This window comes from Streptomyces sp. NBC_00490, from assembly GCF_036013645.1.
GTDB lineage: Bacteria > Actinomycetota > Actinomycetes > Streptomycetales > Streptomycetaceae > Streptomyces > Streptomyces canus_F.
Window position 1 is genome coordinate 5,133,624 of record NZ_CP107869.1, and the last position, 15,022, is coordinate 5,148,645.

10 protein-coding genes, 2 tRNA genes and 1 other RNA gene are annotated in these 15,022 nt (G+C 71.9%); 4 read left to right on the forward strand and 9 right to left on the reverse strand.

Features of this window, described 5'->3' with window-relative positions:
• Positions 1-5: 5 nt before the first annotated feature.
• The 3 genes from OG381_RS23195 (at position 6) to OG381_RS23205 (ending at position 1,920) form a co-directional block, all read left to right on the forward strand.
• Complete coding sequence (locus tag OG381_RS23195) at positions 6-1,217, forward strand: sensor histidine kinase (RefSeq protein WP_327717990.1); 1,212 nt, start codon at positions 6-8, stop codon at positions 1,215-1,217.
• Positions 1,214-1,822, forward strand: coding sequence for a response regulator transcription factor (locus OG381_RS23200; protein WP_046259673.1), 609 nt, complete (start codon positions 1,214-1,216; stop codon positions 1,820-1,822). Before OG381_RS23195 ends, OG381_RS23200 begins: the two co-directional genes overlap by 4 nt.
• A 22-nt stretch (positions 1,823-1,844) precedes the next feature.
• Positions 1,845-1,920 (forward strand) — tRNA-Gly (locus OG381_RS23205).
• Positions 1,921-1,955: 35 nt separating this feature from the next.
• On the opposite strand, the gene OG381_RS23210 is transcribed toward OG381_RS23205, so the two are convergent.
• The 6 genes from OG381_RS23210 to ffs all read right to left on the reverse strand — a co-directional run bounded on the left by OG381_RS23210 (position 1,956) and on the right by ffs (position 10,900).
• A complete protein-coding gene (locus tag OG381_RS23210; protein ID WP_327717992.1) occupies positions 1,956-2,855 on the reverse strand; it encodes a phosphoribosylaminoimidazolesuccinocarboxamide synthase in 900 nt (299 codons plus the stop codon).
• A 92-nt stretch (positions 2,856-2,947) separates the two neighbouring features.
• Positions 2,948-4,453, reverse strand: coding sequence for a N,N-dimethylformamidase beta subunit family domain-containing protein (locus OG381_RS23215; RefSeq protein ID WP_327717993.1), 1,506 nt, complete (start codon positions 4,451-4,453; stop codon positions 2,948-2,950).
• Between the two features lie 216 nt (positions 4,454-4,669).
• Positions 4,670-6,529 (reverse strand): hypothetical protein, encoded by a 1,860-nt coding sequence (locus tag OG381_RS23220; RefSeq protein ID WP_443061924.1) that lies wholly within the window; start codon positions 6,527-6,529, stop codon positions 4,670-4,672.
• Between the two features lie 395 nt (positions 6,530-6,924).
• A complete protein-coding gene (gene purD, locus OG381_RS23225) occupies positions 6,925-8,178 on the reverse strand; it encodes a phosphoribosylamine--glycine ligase (RefSeq protein WP_327717994.1) in 1,254 nt (417 codons plus the stop codon).
• Between the two features lie 160 nt (positions 8,179-8,338).
• Positions 8,339-10,738 carry a DNA polymerase III subunit gamma and tau gene (locus OG381_RS23230; RefSeq protein WP_327717995.1) on the reverse strand — a complete coding sequence of 800 codons (2,400 nt, stop codon included), beginning with the start codon at positions 10,736-10,738 and terminating at the stop codon, positions 8,339-8,341.
• A gap of 63 nt (positions 10,739-10,801) precedes the next feature.
• Positions 10,802-10,900, reverse strand: an RNA gene (gene ffs, locus OG381_RS23235) — signal recognition particle sRNA small type.
• A 72-nt stretch (positions 10,901-10,972) separates the two neighbouring features.
• On the opposite strand from ffs, the gene OG381_RS23240 reads away from it, so the two are divergent.
• A tRNA-Ser gene (locus OG381_RS23240) sits at positions 10,973-11,060 on the forward strand.
• 70 nt (positions 11,061-11,130) lie between these two features.
• On the opposite strand, the gene OG381_RS23245 is transcribed toward OG381_RS23240, so the two are convergent.
• The 3 genes from OG381_RS23245 to OG381_RS23255 all read right to left on the reverse strand — a co-directional run bounded on the left by OG381_RS23245 (position 11,131) and on the right by OG381_RS23255 (position 15,011).
• Positions 11,131-12,912: a stealth family protein gene (locus OG381_RS23245; protein ID WP_327717996.1), complete on the reverse strand. Its 1,782-nt coding sequence runs from the start codon at positions 12,910-12,912 to the stop codon at positions 11,131-11,133.
• Between the two features lie 30 nt (positions 12,913-12,942).
• Positions 12,943-14,640, reverse strand: coding sequence for a stealth family protein (locus tag OG381_RS23250; protein WP_327717997.1), 1,698 nt, complete (start codon positions 14,638-14,640; stop codon positions 12,943-12,945).
• 164 nt (positions 14,641-14,804) lie between these two features.
• Complete coding sequence (locus tag OG381_RS23255; RefSeq protein WP_327717998.1) at positions 14,805-15,011, reverse strand: DUF4287 domain-containing protein; 207 nt, start codon at positions 15,009-15,011, stop codon at positions 14,805-14,807.
• Between the last annotated feature and the right edge of the window lie 11 nt (positions 15,012-15,022).

The window sequence follows — 15,022 nt, forward strand, 5'->3', positions numbered from 1 at the left end:
GGGAAATGAGCGGTTCGGGGGGCTGGTGGCGGCAGAAGAGCACGCCGGCCAAGGTGGAGACGTACACACGATGGTCGTTCCACTTCTTCGCGCTGATCGAGGTCGTCTCGGTCGGGCTGCCGCTCTTCGGCGAGATGGTGCCCTGGGTAGCGGCCTCGCTGGCGCTCGTGGTGGCCGGGCACGCCGTGATCTGTGCCGTGACCGCGGCGCGGGCACTGGACTGGACACTCGGCCGCCGCGAACAGCCCGTCCACATGCTGTGGACGCTCGGCGCCTGCACCGCGGCGGTCGCCGTCATGGCGATCGTGATCGCGGAGCACGGGCCGGGCGGGGACGACGTCGACACCGCGGCCGGCTCGGTCTTCGCCGTCGTACTGATCTTCGGAGCGGGCATTTTCTCGCTCGGGGTGCGCAGTCGGCGGCGCATGTACTCCGTCGTGACGGGCTTCGCCGTCGGGGCGGGACTCGTGTCGTTCGCGGGCAGGCCCGGTCCCGCCGCCCTGATCAGCGTGCTGGTGGTGCTCCTCGGCGGCGGGTTCCTCGCCTTCACCTCCGCCTTCTCCGTCTGGCTGCTCAACGCCGTCTACGAGCTCGACCAGGCCCGCGAGACCCGGGCCCGGCTCGCCGTCGCCGAGGAGCGGCTGCGGTTCGGGCGCGATCTGCACGACGTCATGGGGCGCAACCTCGCGGTGATCGCCCTGAAGAGCGAGCTGGCCGTACAGCTGGCGCGGCGCGGGCGGCCCGAGGCCGAGGAGCAGATGGTCGAGGTGCAGCGCATCGCGCGGGAGTCGCAGCGCGAGGTGCGCGATGTCGTACGGGGGTACCGGGAGGCCGACCTCGGGGTCGAACTCACCGGTGCGCAGGGCGTGTTGGAGGCGGCGGGGATTCGCTGTGAGGTGTCCGGAGAGGCGGCCGGGCTGCCGGTGGACGTGCAGTCGGCGCTCGGGTGGGTCGTACGGGAGGCGACGACCAATGTGCTGCGTCACGGGGATGCCGGGCGGTGCGCGGTGGATGTGCGGGTGACGCGCGAGTGTGTGGTGCTGAAGGTGGAGAACGACGGGGTGGCCGCGCCGTCCGGCCCCGGAGGATCGGGGCTGGCCGGGCTGCGGGAGCGGCTGGCGGCGGTGGACGGGACGTTGGAGGCGGGGCCCGTGGGTGAGGGTGTGTTCAGAGTGGTGGCCTCGGTGCCGCTGCGGGTGAGCGAGGTCATGGCATGACGGTGCGACTGCTGCTCGCCGACGACGAGCATCTGATCCGGGGCGCGCTCGCGGCGCTGCTCGCGCTGGAGGACGACCTGGTGATCGTCGCCGAGGCGGCGTCCGGCCCCGAGGCGCTGGCGATGGCGAAGGCGCACACTCCCGACGTCGCCGTACTGGATCTCCAGATGCCCGGCGCCGACGGTGTGAAGGTCGCCACATCCCTGCGCACCGAACTGCCCGGCTGCAAGGTGCTGATCGTGACCAGCCACGGTCGGCCCGGGCATCTCAAGCGGGCCCTTGGGGCCGGTGTGCGCGGGTTCGTCCCGAAGACGGTCAGCGCGCAGCGGCTCGCGGAGATCATCCGCACGGTGCATGCCGGAAACCGCTACGTCGACCCGGAGTTGGCCGCCGACGCGATCTCCGCCGGGGACTCACCGCTGACCGCGCGCGAGGCCGAGGTACTGGAACTCGCCGCCGATGGGGCGCCCGTCGCGGAGATCGCCGAGCGGGCCGCGCTGTCGCAGGGGACCGTGCGGAACTATCTGTCCTCGGCGGTGTCGAAGCTCGGGGCGGAGAACCGCCATGCGGCGGTGCGGCTCGCGCGGGAGCGAGGTTGGGTATAGTGGTTCTCGCGCCACGGCGCATGCGAACGTAGCTCAGTTGGTAGAGCGCAACCTTGCCAAGGTTGAGGTCGCGAGTTCGAACCTCGTCGTTCGCTCCATGTGAAAGCCCCCGGTCTCCCGGGGGCTTTTCGCGTTACGACCAGCTGGTGCCGGTCAGTCGCTCGTACGCCTCGACGTACTTGGCGCGGGTCCGGTCCACGACCTCCTGCGGCAGCGGCGGCGGGGGCTGCTCGCTCTTGCGGTCCCAGCCGGACTCCGCCGAGGTCAGCCAGTCGCGCACGAACTGCTTGTCGTACGAGGGCTGCGCGCGGCCCGGCTCCCACTGGTCGACCGGCCAGAAGCGGGAGGAGTCCGGGGTGAGGACCTCGTCGCCGATGACGAGGGTGTCGCCGTCGAAGCCGAACTCGAACTTGGTGTCCGCGAGGATGATGCCCCGGTCACGGGCGATGTCCCGGCCCCGCGAGTAGACGGCCAGGGTGGCCTGGCGCAGCCGGGCGGCGGTGTCGGCCCCGACCTGGCGGGCGACCTCCTCGTAGGAGACGTTCTCGTCGTGCTCGCCGACCGCGGCCTTGGTGGCCGGGGTGAAGATCGGGGCGGGGAGTTCGCTGCCGTCGGCCAGGCCCTCGGGCAGGGCGAGGCCGCAGACCGTGCGGGACTCGTTGTACTCGAGGAGTCCCGAGCCGGTGAGGTAGCCGCGGGCGACGGCCTCCACCGGGACCATCTGGAGCGACTTGCAGATGAGGGTGCGGCCCGCCCAGTCGGCCGGGGCGCCCTCGGGCAGTTCGGTGCTCAGGACGTGGTTGGGGATCAGGTCCCGCAGCTGGTCGAACCACCACAGGGAGAGCTGGGTGAGGATGCTGCCCTTGTCGGGGATCTCGGTCGGCAGCACCCAGTCGAAGGCGGAAATGCGGTCACTGGCGACCATCACGAGGTCGCCCGCCTCGTTCTGGTACAGCTCACGCACCTTGCCGGTGTGGAGGTGCACCAGGCCCGGAACCTGAATCGGCTCGGGCTTTTCTACGAATCCGGACACGGTTCCTCCCCGTGGTTCTGTCCAAGTGGCTCGATTGTCCCGTATCGGGGCCCTGGCCAGGGACAGGGGGTCGGTGGCTGTGGCGTACGGGGTCAGTCGCGCTTGCAGATGTGGTCCAGCAGATTGGCGGTGGCGCGCTGGACGCGGGGGTCCACATGTCCGGGGCGGTCCAGGGACGGGGACCACGCGAAGGTGCCGGACGCGAAGACCAGGGCGCCCGAGGGGGCGCGGTAGAGGGAGGTCTCCTGGTGGCGGAGGGTGCCCTCGCTGTCGGCGTACGGGGAGTGGGCGAGCAGGATGCGGTCGTCGTGCTCGGGGAGCGGGGTGCGCGGGAAGTAGCGGTCGGCCTCGCCCGCGACCAGTCCCTCGATCTCGTCGCCCTCGTGGGCGCCGGTGGCCTCCCAGAGCCAGTGGTCGGCATTGCGCACGATCAGCGGGTGGGGGTCGGGGACCCGGCCCGCGTACTGGATGCCGACCACCTGCTGCTCGGGGCGGTCGACCTCGCGCCACAGCACCGGCCGGCCCGGGCCCCTGCGCTTGCGGCAGGTCAGGAGGCGGTCGGGGACGCCGGACGGGGACGGGCCCAACTCCACCTGCCAGTACATGGTGTTGGCGGAGAGGAAGACCAGCGATGTGCCGTGGTCGCGGGCGCGCTCCACGGTGCGGCGCATGTTCGCCGACCAGTACTCGTCGTGGCCCGGGAAGACCAGGCCCCGGTAGCGGGTGGGGTCGACGCGGCCGGAGTGCAGGTCGCGGGCGTCGGCGTAGGCCAGGTCGTAGCCGTAGCGCTCGGCGAAGCGGATGAAGTCGTAGGCGTGGCCGACGTGCAGAGGCAGGCCGGCGCCGGCGTACGGGCGGTCGAAGGAGACGGTCGTGGCGGCCTCGGACTCGCCCAGCAGACCGCCTTGCTCGTCCCAGGCGTGGTAGAGGCTGGCGCCCGTGCGGCCGTCCTCCGGGTAGAGGTTGTACGCCTGCCAGGTGACGTCCGGCAGGAGGAGCAGCAGGTCCGCCGGGTGGTCGTGGCGGACGGTGAACGGCACGTGGGAGCGGTAACCGTCGGCGGTGGTCAGGACGGCCACATACGCCCCGACGCTCCAGAAGGAGGGGATCTGCAGGCGCCAGCTCAGCCACCAGTGGTGGCAGGAGACCGTGCGGTCCGCGGTGAGCGGCGGGGGCTGGACGATGCCGGAGAGGCGGGGGCTGGTGGTGATCTTGGCGGCGCCGTCACCGCCGTAGTGGCCGATGCGGTACACGTCGACGCCGAACTCCTGGGGCGGGTCGACCGTGATGTGGAAGTCGATGGCCTCGCCGGGGGCGACCGCGCCGGTCGAGGTGAAGCCCTTGATCTGGCGGCGCACGTCGTCCGCGGCACGGGGGCCGCCGGCGGTGCGGGGCGCCGGGATGCGAGAGCCGTCGGTCCGGGCGCCGGCGGGGTCAGGCTGCGGGGATCCCTCCACGTACCAGGGGACCACCTGGCCGGTGCCGTCGAAGTACGTCTCGTCGCCGCGGAGCCAGGGCACGGGGCCCTGGCCGAAGGGGTCCGTCACCGCGTGCGCCAGCGCTCCCGACTCCCAGCGGCGGATCTGCTCCGACCCCATGGCTGCTCCCCTCCCTCGCGCCCCCGTGTGTGAATGCGGTCGTCCGTTCGTCCTTCTGACGCCCGTCCTATGTCGCAAGCCCTTGCCATACACCCGATCGGTCCCAGCACATCACATTACGCACGCACGCGGTCACTATTCGTTGCGAATTGGCCGAAAGTGGAACGAGGGCTTCCGGTAAGGGAGTTGTGCGGTGGCCCGGTCGGCGGGTCCCGCTCAGACGAGGCGGACCGGCTTCTCCGCACGTATGCCGGACTCCAGCAGCCAGGTGCGCAGGGGGACCGGGTCGCCGTCCACGATCAGGCTGAGGACCACCGGGCTGAGGTCGGCCGCGCGGTCGCCGTTGATGAGGAGGGTCGGGCCGTCGAGCCAGTCGAGGCCGGGGGTGGCGCCCGCGGTGTCCATCGCGGCGCAGCAGACCATGGCCGTGACGTGGTCGGTGAGGAGTTCACGGGACGTGCGAGGCGGTTGGGGCGGGAAGAGGGGGAGCGCGCCGTCGTCCCAGAGGGTGGCGTCGGGGCCCTGGGGGGCGGGTGCGGTGGCTTCCTCGCGGGCCAGCTCGGCGGTGAGACCTGCGGCGAGGGTGGCGGTGCGTTCGTTTTCCTGCTCGTCGGCCTCCGCATCGGCCTCGCCTTCACCATCGGCGAGCGTGCTCCCGTCCGCGCCGCCCATGACGGTTTCGTCGTCGGGTGCGGGTGGCCCCTGTGGGGCGGGGGCGCCGTCGGCGGCTGCGGGTTCGGCTGTCACCAGGGGTACGGACGCCGGGCCGGACTCCATGTGCTTCGCACCGTCGGGCGCCGGCGTCGCAAGGTAGTCCAGGACCCTGGACAACGTCGGGCCGTCCGTCTCCGGGCCCGTGGTCTCGGGGGTCCGGCGTACTCCCTGTGCATCCAGGACTCGGTGGAGGCGGGCCGCGTCGAGGCGCCACTTGCGGTCGACGACCTCTTCCGGATACTCCTGCCAGCCGACCGGGGACCAGTCGGGACCGGACTCCGCCGGGCCGCCGTGGAAGAGGCGGGCGGCCAGGAGGGAGGTGGCCTCGTCGATCGTGCCGGGTTCTTCCAGGAGGTCGCAGGCAGGGCGCTCACCCAGACGGGAGGCAAAGCCCTCGGCCAGACGGTCCCGCCGGGAGAGTTCCGTGAGTGCCGCCACCACTCCCGCGTCCAGGCGGGACGGCCAGCGGCCCATCCGCCAGGCGGGCAGCGCCACGCGGGTCAGGAGGCGGTCCCAGCCGGCGTAGGCCAGGCCCACCTGTTCCTGGGCGACGATCCGCAGGCCGTAGTCCACGCCCTGGGCGCGCTCGGCCGCCGCGGCGGCTACCCCTCGCTCCATCTTGGACGCGTGCTCCCGGCAGCTGCGCAGCAGCAGACGGGCCACCCAGCCGACGCCGGCGCACACCACGCGGATCATCCGGCAGCGGTCGGCCGCCGAGGCCACGGCCACCGCGGCATCCAGGCCGCGGACGAAACGGCGGGCCGCGGCTATGTCCGGGTGGGCCGAGGGGCCCGTGCCGGCGACGACCGGGGCGAGGACCGCGCGGAGCTCACCGACCCGCATCCACCACAGGAACGGGGAGCCGATGACCAGGACGGGCGCCACTGTCGTACGCCGCGAGCCACGGGCACCCGTGAGCTCGTCGCGGTCCTCGTGCTTCGGCGGGCCGTGGGACGGGTGGGTGCGGTCCTCCAGCCAGCTGTCGCAGTCCGGGGTGAGCGCTATCGCGGAGGGGGCCGGCACATCGAGACGGTCGGCCAGGTCGCGCACCATGCGGTACAGGTCCGGCGCCGACTCCTCGGCGATCGGGACCGTCGGACTCATGGCGGGGCGGGCACGGGCGACGACCAGGGCGATGCCGGCGGCGGCCAGCAGGACGAGCACGGCGAACGGCGTGACGGCCCAGCGGGCGGCATGCCAGCCCGGGCCCACGAGGTGGCCGGTGGAGCCTCCCGCGTACAGCACGACGGCGACGGCCGCCGGCAGCAGCGCGACGGCGAGCGCCCGGCTGCGGATGCGCAGCACGGCGAGCGCCCAGGAGCGCGCGGCCTGTGCGCCCGCTTCTCCACCCATACCGGTCACGACCGGGTGTCACCCCCTCCGTGCTGTCCTGGCTGTCTGCCTGTCCTGGTGTTGCTCACTCCCCCACTGTGGCACCCCCCACTGACATCGCAATGCCGGTGGGCCAAGTGCCGGAATGCTTGCGCCGCACCCTAGTTGGGGCCCCTGTCCACGTCACCAGGAAAAGGGACCGGTCACTCGATGGAATGGCTTTGGGGAAAGGTGGATGACGGACAGCGAAGATCAGGCCTTGGTTCTTGACCCAAGTTCAGCCCCCGTCCGACGCGCGGTTCCCGGCTGGTGGCAAGGCCGGCGGCGGGGCCGGGCATGCGTCAGGCCCCGAATCCTGAGACGGATTCGGGGCCTGTCGGGTTCATCCGGTCTGCCGGTTTTCCCGGCTGTTCCGGTGGTGGCGGCTATGCGCCCGCCGCGGCCTTCGCCGCGATGTCCGTACGGTGCTGGGAGCCGTCGAGACGGATGCGGGAGACCGCCCGGTACGCCCGGTCGCGGGCCTCGTCGAGGTCCTTGCCGGTCGCCGTGACGGACAGGACGCGGCCACCGGCGCTCACCACGGCGTCGCCGTCGTGCCTGGTGCCGGCGTGCAGGACGTACGCGTGCGGAGCGTCCTCGGCGGCCACCTCGTCGAGGCCGGTGATCGGGTCGCCGGTGCGGGGGGTGCCGGGGTAGTTGTGCGAGGCGACGACCACGGTGACCGCGGCCTCGTCGCTCCAGCGCAGCGGCGCCAGGTCGGCGAGGTCTCCCTGGGCGGCGGCCAGCAGGAGACCCGCGAGGGGGGTCTTCAGCCGAGCCAGAACCACCTGGGTCTCGGGGTCGCCGAAGCGGGCGTTGAACTCGATGACGCGGACTCCGCGCGAGGTGATCGCGAGACCGGCGTACAGAAGCCCGGAGAAGGGAGTGCCGCGCCGGCGCATCTCGTCGACGGTGGGCTGGAGGACGGTCTGCATGACCTCCTCCACCAGCTTCGGGTCGGCCCAGGGCAGCGGGGAGTACGCGCCCATGCCGCCGGTGTTCGGGCCCTCGTCGCCGTCCAGGGCGCGCTTGAAGTCCTGGGCGGGCTGGAGCGGGACGACGGTCACGCCGTCGGTGACGGCGAAGAGGGAGACCTCGGGGCCGTCGAGGAACTCCTCGATGACGACGCGCTCACAGGAGTTGGCGTGCGCCCTGGCCGCCTCCAGGTCGGGCGTGACGACGACACCCTTGCCGGCCGCGAGACCGTCGTCCTTGACGACGTACGGGGCGCCGAAGGCGTCGAGGGCCTCGTCGACCTCCTCGGGGGTCGTGCACACGTAGGAACGCGCGGTGGGGACGCTCGCCCCCGCCATCACGTCCTTCGCGAAGGCCTTGGAGCCCTCGAGCTGCGCGGCCTCCCCGGAGGGACCGAAGACCGGGATGCCGGCCTCGCGCACGGCGTCGGACACCCCCGCGACAAGGGGTGCCTCCGGGCCCACGATCACGAGCTCGGCGCCGAGCTCGGTGGCCAGCGCGGCGACGGCCGTGCCGTCCAGGGCGTCGACCTGGTGCAGCTCGGCGACCTCGGCGATGCCGGCGTTGCCGGGGGCGCAGTACAGCGCGGTGACGTCGGGATCGAGGGACAGGGAGCGGCACAGGGCATGTTCGCGGGCGCCGCTGCCGATGACGAGGACCTTCACGGGGTCAGCGTAACCGGCTCGGGGCCCGGGAAATTGTGCGGGTTGCTGAAGGGGCGGGGGAACGGGGTTTGTGGGTTTCTCCGAAACAGAGGTCCCGGCAGAGTTCCGGCAGCGCTCCCGACCGGGGTTCCGACAGGGGTCCCGCCTCGTCGGGGAGCCCCTATTCGTTGCTGAACTCCTCCACCACCGTCGCTCCCAGCTCCCGCACGATCAGTTCACGGCCGGAGAGGGCCGATTCGTTGAGGTCGGGGTCGTCGTCCTCGGGGATGTCGTCCTCGGGGGAGACCGGGGGCGGCTCCGGGGCGGGCGGCCGGGGGGCGGGAGCGGCGGCCGGGGGCGGTGTCGCCGAGGACTGTGCGGAGGTCGTGGAGGGGGCAGCGGGGGTGGCCGGGCGCTGTGCCGGGGCGGGGGCGCCGCCTCCGCCGTAGCCACCGGAGGATCCAGGGGTCCCGGAGGCCCCTGGGGTGCCGTAACCGCCACCGCCACCGTTGAAGCCGGGCGTGCCGCCGCCGGTCTGCGGGGGTGCCGAGCCGCCCGAGGGGTCGACGACCGCCTCGATCTTCCACTGGACGTTGAACTGCTCGCCCAGCGCCTGCTTCAGGACGTCCTCGCTGCCGCTGCTCACGAAGTTGTCGCGTGCTCCGACATTGACGAAGCCGATCTGGAGGGTGGCGCCGTCGAAGCCGGCCACCTGGGCGTTCTGGCTGAGCAGGATCCAGGTGAAGCGCCGGCGGTTCTTGACGGCCTCCAGGATGTTCGGCCAGAGCGTGCGGGGGTCGACGCCGCCGGCCGGAGGTGCGTAGGCGGCGGGGGCGGCCTGCTGGGGCTGGGCGGGTGCGGGCTGGCTCGGCGCGGGAGTGGCGGGTGCGGATTGGCTCGGGGCGGCCGGGGGCCGGCCGCCTCCGGCGGGGGTCGCCGTGGGCCAGCCACCTGGGCGTCGGCCGCCGCCCGCGGGTGCCGCTGCGGGCCAGGCGCCGGGAGTGGAGGTGGTGGGGGCCGCGGGGGCGGGAGGGGGTGTGGCGGGGGCCTGGGGAGGCTGGGGGGTCTGGGGCTGCGCGGTGCCGGTGTCGCCGGGTGCAGGGCCTGTGGGTGCGGGCGCGGCTTGGGCGGAGGCGGCGTCGTAAGCCGGGGCCGGGGACGGGGTGGTGTCCTGGGCGGGCTGACCGGGTGTGGAGCCGAAGCCCGGGGCGCCCCCCGCCGCGGGTCCGTTCGCCGCGGGTCCGCTGTGGGCAGGTCCGGTCGGCGCAGGTGCGGTCACCGGGCCCGAAGCCCGTACCGCCGCCCGGGCCGCCGCGACACCGCCTCCCGGCGGAACCGGTGCAGCAGCCGCAACCGCTGCCCCGTGCGCCTCGGGCCCGGGGACGTACCCCATCGCGGGCGCTCCCCCGCCCCCGGAGAAGTTCACGCCACGCTCCAGCCGGTCGAGCCTGGCCATCACGGACCGCTCGTCGCCGTAAGCGGCCGGCAGCAGCACGCGCGCGCAGATCAGCTCCAGCTGGAGGCGAGGGGAGTTGGCGCCCCGCATCTCGGTGAGTCCCGCGTTGACGAGGTCGGCGGCGCGGCTGAGCTCGGCGGCGCCGAAGATGCCGGCCTGGGCCTGCATACGCTCCAGCACGTCCGCGGGGGCGTCGATGAGGCCGGTCTCCGTGGCGTCCGGGACGGCGGCGAGGATCACCAGGTCCCGCAGCCGCTCCAGCAGGTCGGCGACGAAGCGCCGCGGGTCGTTGCCACCCTCGATGATCCGGTCGACCACCTCGAAGGCGGCGGCGCCGTCACCGGTGGCGAAGGCCTCGACGACGGAGTCGAGGAGCGAGCCGTCGGTGTAACCGAGGAGGGACGTGGCCATGGCATACGTCACACCCTCCTCCCGCGCCCCGGCGAGCAGCTGGTCCATGACGGACATGGAGTCACGCACGGAGCCCTGCCCCGCCCGCACGACGAGCGGCAGCACGCCCTCCTCGACGGGGATGTTCTCTTGTCCGCAGACCTCGCCGAGGTAGTCGCGAAGGGTGCTCGGCGGCACGAGCCGGAAGGGGTAGTGGTGGGTCCGCGAACGGATGGTCCCGATGACCTTCTCGGGCTCGGTGGTCGCGAAGATGAACTTCAGATGCTCCGGGGGCTCCTCGACGACCTTGAGCAGCGCGTTGAAGCCGGCCGACGTGACCATGTGGGCCTCGTCGATGATGTAGATCTTGTACCGGCTGCTCGCGGGTCCGAAGAAGGCCTTCTCGCGCAGCTCACGGGCGTCGTCCACACCACCGTGGGACGCGGCGTCGATCTCGATGACGTCGATGGAACCCGGGCCGTTGCGCGCGAGGTCCTGGCAGGACTGGCACTCTCCGCACGGGGTCGGCGTGGGACCTTGCTCACAGTTGAGACAGCGGGCCAGGATGCGTGCGCTGGTCGTCTTGCCGCAGCCACGCGGACCGCTGAACAGGTACGCGTGATTGACCCGGTTGTTCCGCAGCGCCTGCTGCAACGGGTCGGTGACATGCTCCTGCCCGATGACCTCGGCGAACGACTCCGGGCGATAGCGGCGGTACAACGCGAGAGACGACACGCATACGAGGTTATAGGCGCCCACTGACAACCAGCCCCACGCAAGAGACCACCCTTGCCGGGAAACGCAAGCGCCCCCCACGCACCCGCCAGAGCCAACCTACCCTTGCTGCCTTCCGGCCCTGGGGGAGTTCAGTCAGATAGCGCCACGTGAGGGGCTGCCCAAACAGTACCCGATGTCGGGGGCTGGGAACGAGTTCGCGAGCACTCCTCAACGTCTTGTATTGTTTGCCCCGGAGGATTCGCCTAGTGGCCTAGGGCGCACGCTTGGAAAGCGTGTTGGGGGCAACCCCTCACGAGTTCGAATCTCGTATCCTCCGCCAGTGCCTCACCGGGCACGATGTCGAAGGGCCCCACCGTTCGCGGTGGGGCCCTTCGTCGTTGTCCGGGTCTTCAGAGCGGGTCGCCGGCGTGCTGGGCCGTTCTGTGGAGGGCGGGGTGGGCCGGAGAGCGGGGCGGTGATTCGTAGCGGCTCGGGAAGGGGTATTTGCGTTCCAGGAAGGCGCTGATGGCCGCCTGGGCCGCCGGTCTGGCCTCGGGGGGCGTGTCCACGTCGTTGAGGCAGAAGAAGTCGACGTCCTCGCCGGCCGCGAGGCGGGACAGGCGGCGGCGCATGTCCGGGGTGCCGAGCTGGACGTAGCGGAAGCGGTAGTCGGCCGGGACGGCGCGGGCGGTGGCCATCGCCCAGTGGTGGTGGAGGGTCGATGCCGGCGCCACGTCGGACGTCGAGCGGAAGCGGGAGTACGCGGTGCGGTCCAGCTCCTCGATGCCCAGGCTCTCCATCTCCCGCATCACCGACAGCAGTTGGGGGTGCGGGGTGTGCAGGGACTTGTGGGTGATGTGTCTGCCGTGGAAGCGGCTGATGATCTCGCGGGCGTTCTTGCCCGCGGAGTTCGGGGCCGGTTCCAGGGGGTGCGGGGCGCCTATGCCCAGCTTCAGCGGGGAGAGGGGGATGCGGGCGATGCCGTTGCCGTGGAAGAAGTGCTCGGCCCCTACCGGACGGTTGATGAAGACGTCGTCGTTGAAGTAGAGGTAGTGCTCCGACAGGCCCGGGATGTGGTGCAGGCGGCTCTCGATCGCGTGGGAGTTGAAGACGGGGAGCGCGTCCGCCGGGAGGATGTCCCGGTGGTCGATCACGGTCAGGCCTTCCGCCCGCGGGTCCAGCCAGTCCGGGATCTGGGAGTCGGTCACCAGGTAGACGTGCCGGACGAAACCGGCGTACATCTCCAGCGAGCGCAGGGCATACCTCAGCTCGTCGTGGCTGGTGTAGCGGGAGGCACCGGTCTCGCGCGGGGCGATGGTGTCGTGGGAGAGCGCCTGATGGGCGCGGCGCTTGGCCGCCATCGCGGGGTCGTCGCCGTCGACCCAGGTGTAGACGGCGTCGACGGGGAAGCGCACCTCGTCGATGCCGGGCTCGGCGAACGGGGCGAAGGTGGGCACGCCGCGACGGCGGCCCGCGACGACGGCGGGGCGTTGCGCCGACACAGGGAGGACCTCCGACACCGGGTTGTGGCGCGGGGCGACCAGCGCCGGGCCGAAGACGTCCGGCATCCGGCTGCCGGGCACGGTGAGCCAGGAGGGGTCGGTGCCGAGGTCGCGGCCGTGCCGCCAGAACTCGATGTCGCAGCCCGTTTCGAGTCCGGTGAGGACCTGGCCCTCGGGGCCCAGGCGCACCACGCCGGTGCGGAGCACCTCGGCCCGCCGCAGCGCCCGCGGCAGCTTCCCGTCGGCCCACAGTGCCGCGGCGGTCACCCCGCCGTCCGGTCCCACGGCCCCGACGTATCCCGCACCGGAGGCGAAGCGCTGGGCGGCCCGCTGGAGGATCGTGTCGCGGTACGTCTCCGCCACGCCGATGACCTGGCGCGGCACCCCCTGTCCGTGGTCGACGGGGACCAGGAAGTACGGGACGCCGAGTCCGTCCAGCAGGGTGCAGACCCGTTCGAGGTCGGCCTCGACGGCGTCCGCGGCGGTGTATCCGGCGACGGTACGGCCGTACAGCCGCGTCGGTCCGAAGGTGACCCGGCGCAGCCCCGGGACGGCGGCCCGCAGGCGCCGGCGGGCCCGGGCCGTGCGCAGCGCCCAGAGCCGGGCCGCGAGCCAGAGCCTCAGGCGTACGAGAAAGTCCCGGACCGTTCGGATGCCCCCCGGCATTCCGAAGCGGTCACGGATGTCCATGCCCCCCATGTCCTTGTCCCCCCGGCCCCGTCAGCTCTGCTTCTCGTACGGGCTCGCGAAGGGGAAGTAGTCCTCCAGGAACTCGTGCATCCGGACGCTCACCTGCTCCCGTTCCTCGGGCGGTACGTCGACGTCGTTGAGGCAGAAGAAGTCGAAGCGGCGGTTGCGGCGCAGGTCGTCCAGGCGTCGGTCGGCGTCCGGGCGGCTGATGTTGACGTACCGGAAGCTGTACTTGCCGGGCAGGCCGTGGCCGGTCATCAGGGCGTACTGGTAGAGCAGCGGAGCCGTCACCGCGATGTCCTGCGGCGAGCGGAAGCGGGAGGCCGTGGTGCGGCGGATGTCCTCCGGGAAGAGCTCTTCGAGCACCTGGTGGGTCCGGCGCTGCTGGGGCAGCGGGGTGTGCATGAAGTTGTTCGTCGTCATCCGCCCGAACCGCTCAAGCAGGAGCCGGCGGACGTTCTTGCTGGCGGAGTTGGTGGCCGTCTCCTCGGCGTGCGGCTTGCCGACTCCGATCTTGAGCGGGGACACCGGGATCTTCATCAGGCCGCTGCCGTGGAAGAAGTGCTCCGGGGTGACCCGGCGGCCGACGAACACGTCGTCGTTGAAGTAGAGGTAGTGGTCCGACAGGCCCGGGATGTGGTGCAGCCGGGTCTCGATCGCGTGCGAGTTGAAGACCGGCAGGACACCCTCGGGGAAGATGTCGCGGTGGTCGACGACCGTGAGCCCGGGAGCGGTGTCGTCGAGCCAGTGCGGCTTCTGGCCGTCGGTCACGATGTAGATGTGCCGGACGAAGTCGGCGTACATCGCGAGCGAGCGCAGCGAGTACTTCAGCTCGTCGTGGCTGGTGTAGCGGGAGGCGTTGGTCTCCTTGTCCAGGATCTCGGCGGTGCCGCGGTCCTGGTGGCGGGCCCGCTTGGCCCGCATCTCGGGCTCCTCGCCGTCGACCCAGGTGTAGACGACGTCGACGGGGAAGGTCACGTCGTCGACGGTCGGCAGGGTGAGCGGGACGAAGCTCGGCAGCTCGCGGTCGCCGACCCGGACGGTGGCGGGCCGCTGCTCGGAGGCCGGGAGGACGTCGGTGATGCCGTTGTTGCGGGGGGCGACGAGGGAGTCGGCGAAGATGTCCTCGGACGCCTGCGGCTGCACCTTGGCCAGGCGCCGGGGGCCGTCGGCGGAGGCGAGGAGTTCCGCGCCGTCCTCCCAGAACTCGATGTCGCAGGCGAGTTCGGGCCCGGCGAGCAGCTGGCCCGCGGGGCCGAGGTGGTTCTCCCCGACCCGCAGGATGGGGGCGGTGCGCAGCCCGGCCGGCAGCGCGCCGTCCATGAACAGCGCGGGGTGCTTGAGCTTCCCGCCGGGCATGGGGCGCCCGATGAAGACCGCCTTGCCCTCGTTCTGCGCCTCCAGGGCGGTGAGCAGACGCTCCCGGTCGACGACGTTCACGCCGACCGTGTAGCGGGTGCGGGCGGCCGGCACCAGGAAGTACGGGATGCCTTCCTGCTCCAGCGCGGCGACGACCAGGCCGAGGTTGGCGGCGGCCGCCTCGGCGGCGCTGAACTTCGTCACGACCCGGCCGTAGAGCTGCTGGCCGCGCACCGCCACCGGTCGCAGGACCGGATCCGTGACCGCGGCCCGACGGCGGCGCCGCATGGTACGCAGCTGCCACACGCTCTCGGCGGCCTTCCGCTCGACTCGCGGGCGCATCCGCCGGGCAAAGGAACGCACGGTCACGTTCTGAGCTCCTCTTCCATGAACCTGTCGAACATCTCTGCGTAAGGCAGACAGACGTATGTGACGGAAGGTTGTAGAAGAGTTCTCCAGGATTTAACGGACGAAGAGGTTCCAGAACAGCTGGACCACAGCCGGGAGTGGTAATGGGCCCGGGCGCCGGGACGTCACCTGCCCTCGGCCAGGGTGTGCGCCACCAGCGCGTTGGCGTGGCCGTGACCGAGGCCGTGTTCGGTCTTGAGCCAGGTGACGAGCTCCATGTGCCGGGTCAGGGGAGAGGCGCGGATCAGGTCCTGCCAGTGGGCGATCGGGTGGCCGTACTTCTTCTCGATGGAGGGGAAGTAGGAGGCGGGGCCCTTCACGGGTCCGGTCATGTGCGTCACGT

Bases quoted from the DNA above. Each gene is read 5' to 3' on its own strand.
- OG381_RS23195 (WP_327717990.1), top strand. From the start codon at position 6: ATGAGCGGTTCGGGGGGCTGGTGGCGGCAGAAGAGCACGCCGGCCAAG.
- OG381_RS23200 (WP_046259673.1), top strand. From the start codon at position 1,214: ATGACGGTGCGACTGCTGCTCGCCGACGACGAGCATCTGATCCGGGGC.
- OG381_RS23215 (WP_327717993.1), bottom strand. From the start codon at position 4,453: ATGGGGTCGGAGCAGATCCGCCGCTGGGAGTCGGGAGCGCTGGCGCAC.
- OG381_RS23245 (WP_327717996.1), bottom strand. From the start codon at position 12,912: ATGGACATCCGTGACCGCTTCGGAATGCCGGGGGGCATCCGAACGGTC.
- OG381_RS23255 (WP_327717998.1), bottom strand. From the start codon at position 15,011: ATGACCGGACCCGTGAAGGGCCCCGCCTCCTACTTCCCCTCCATCGAG.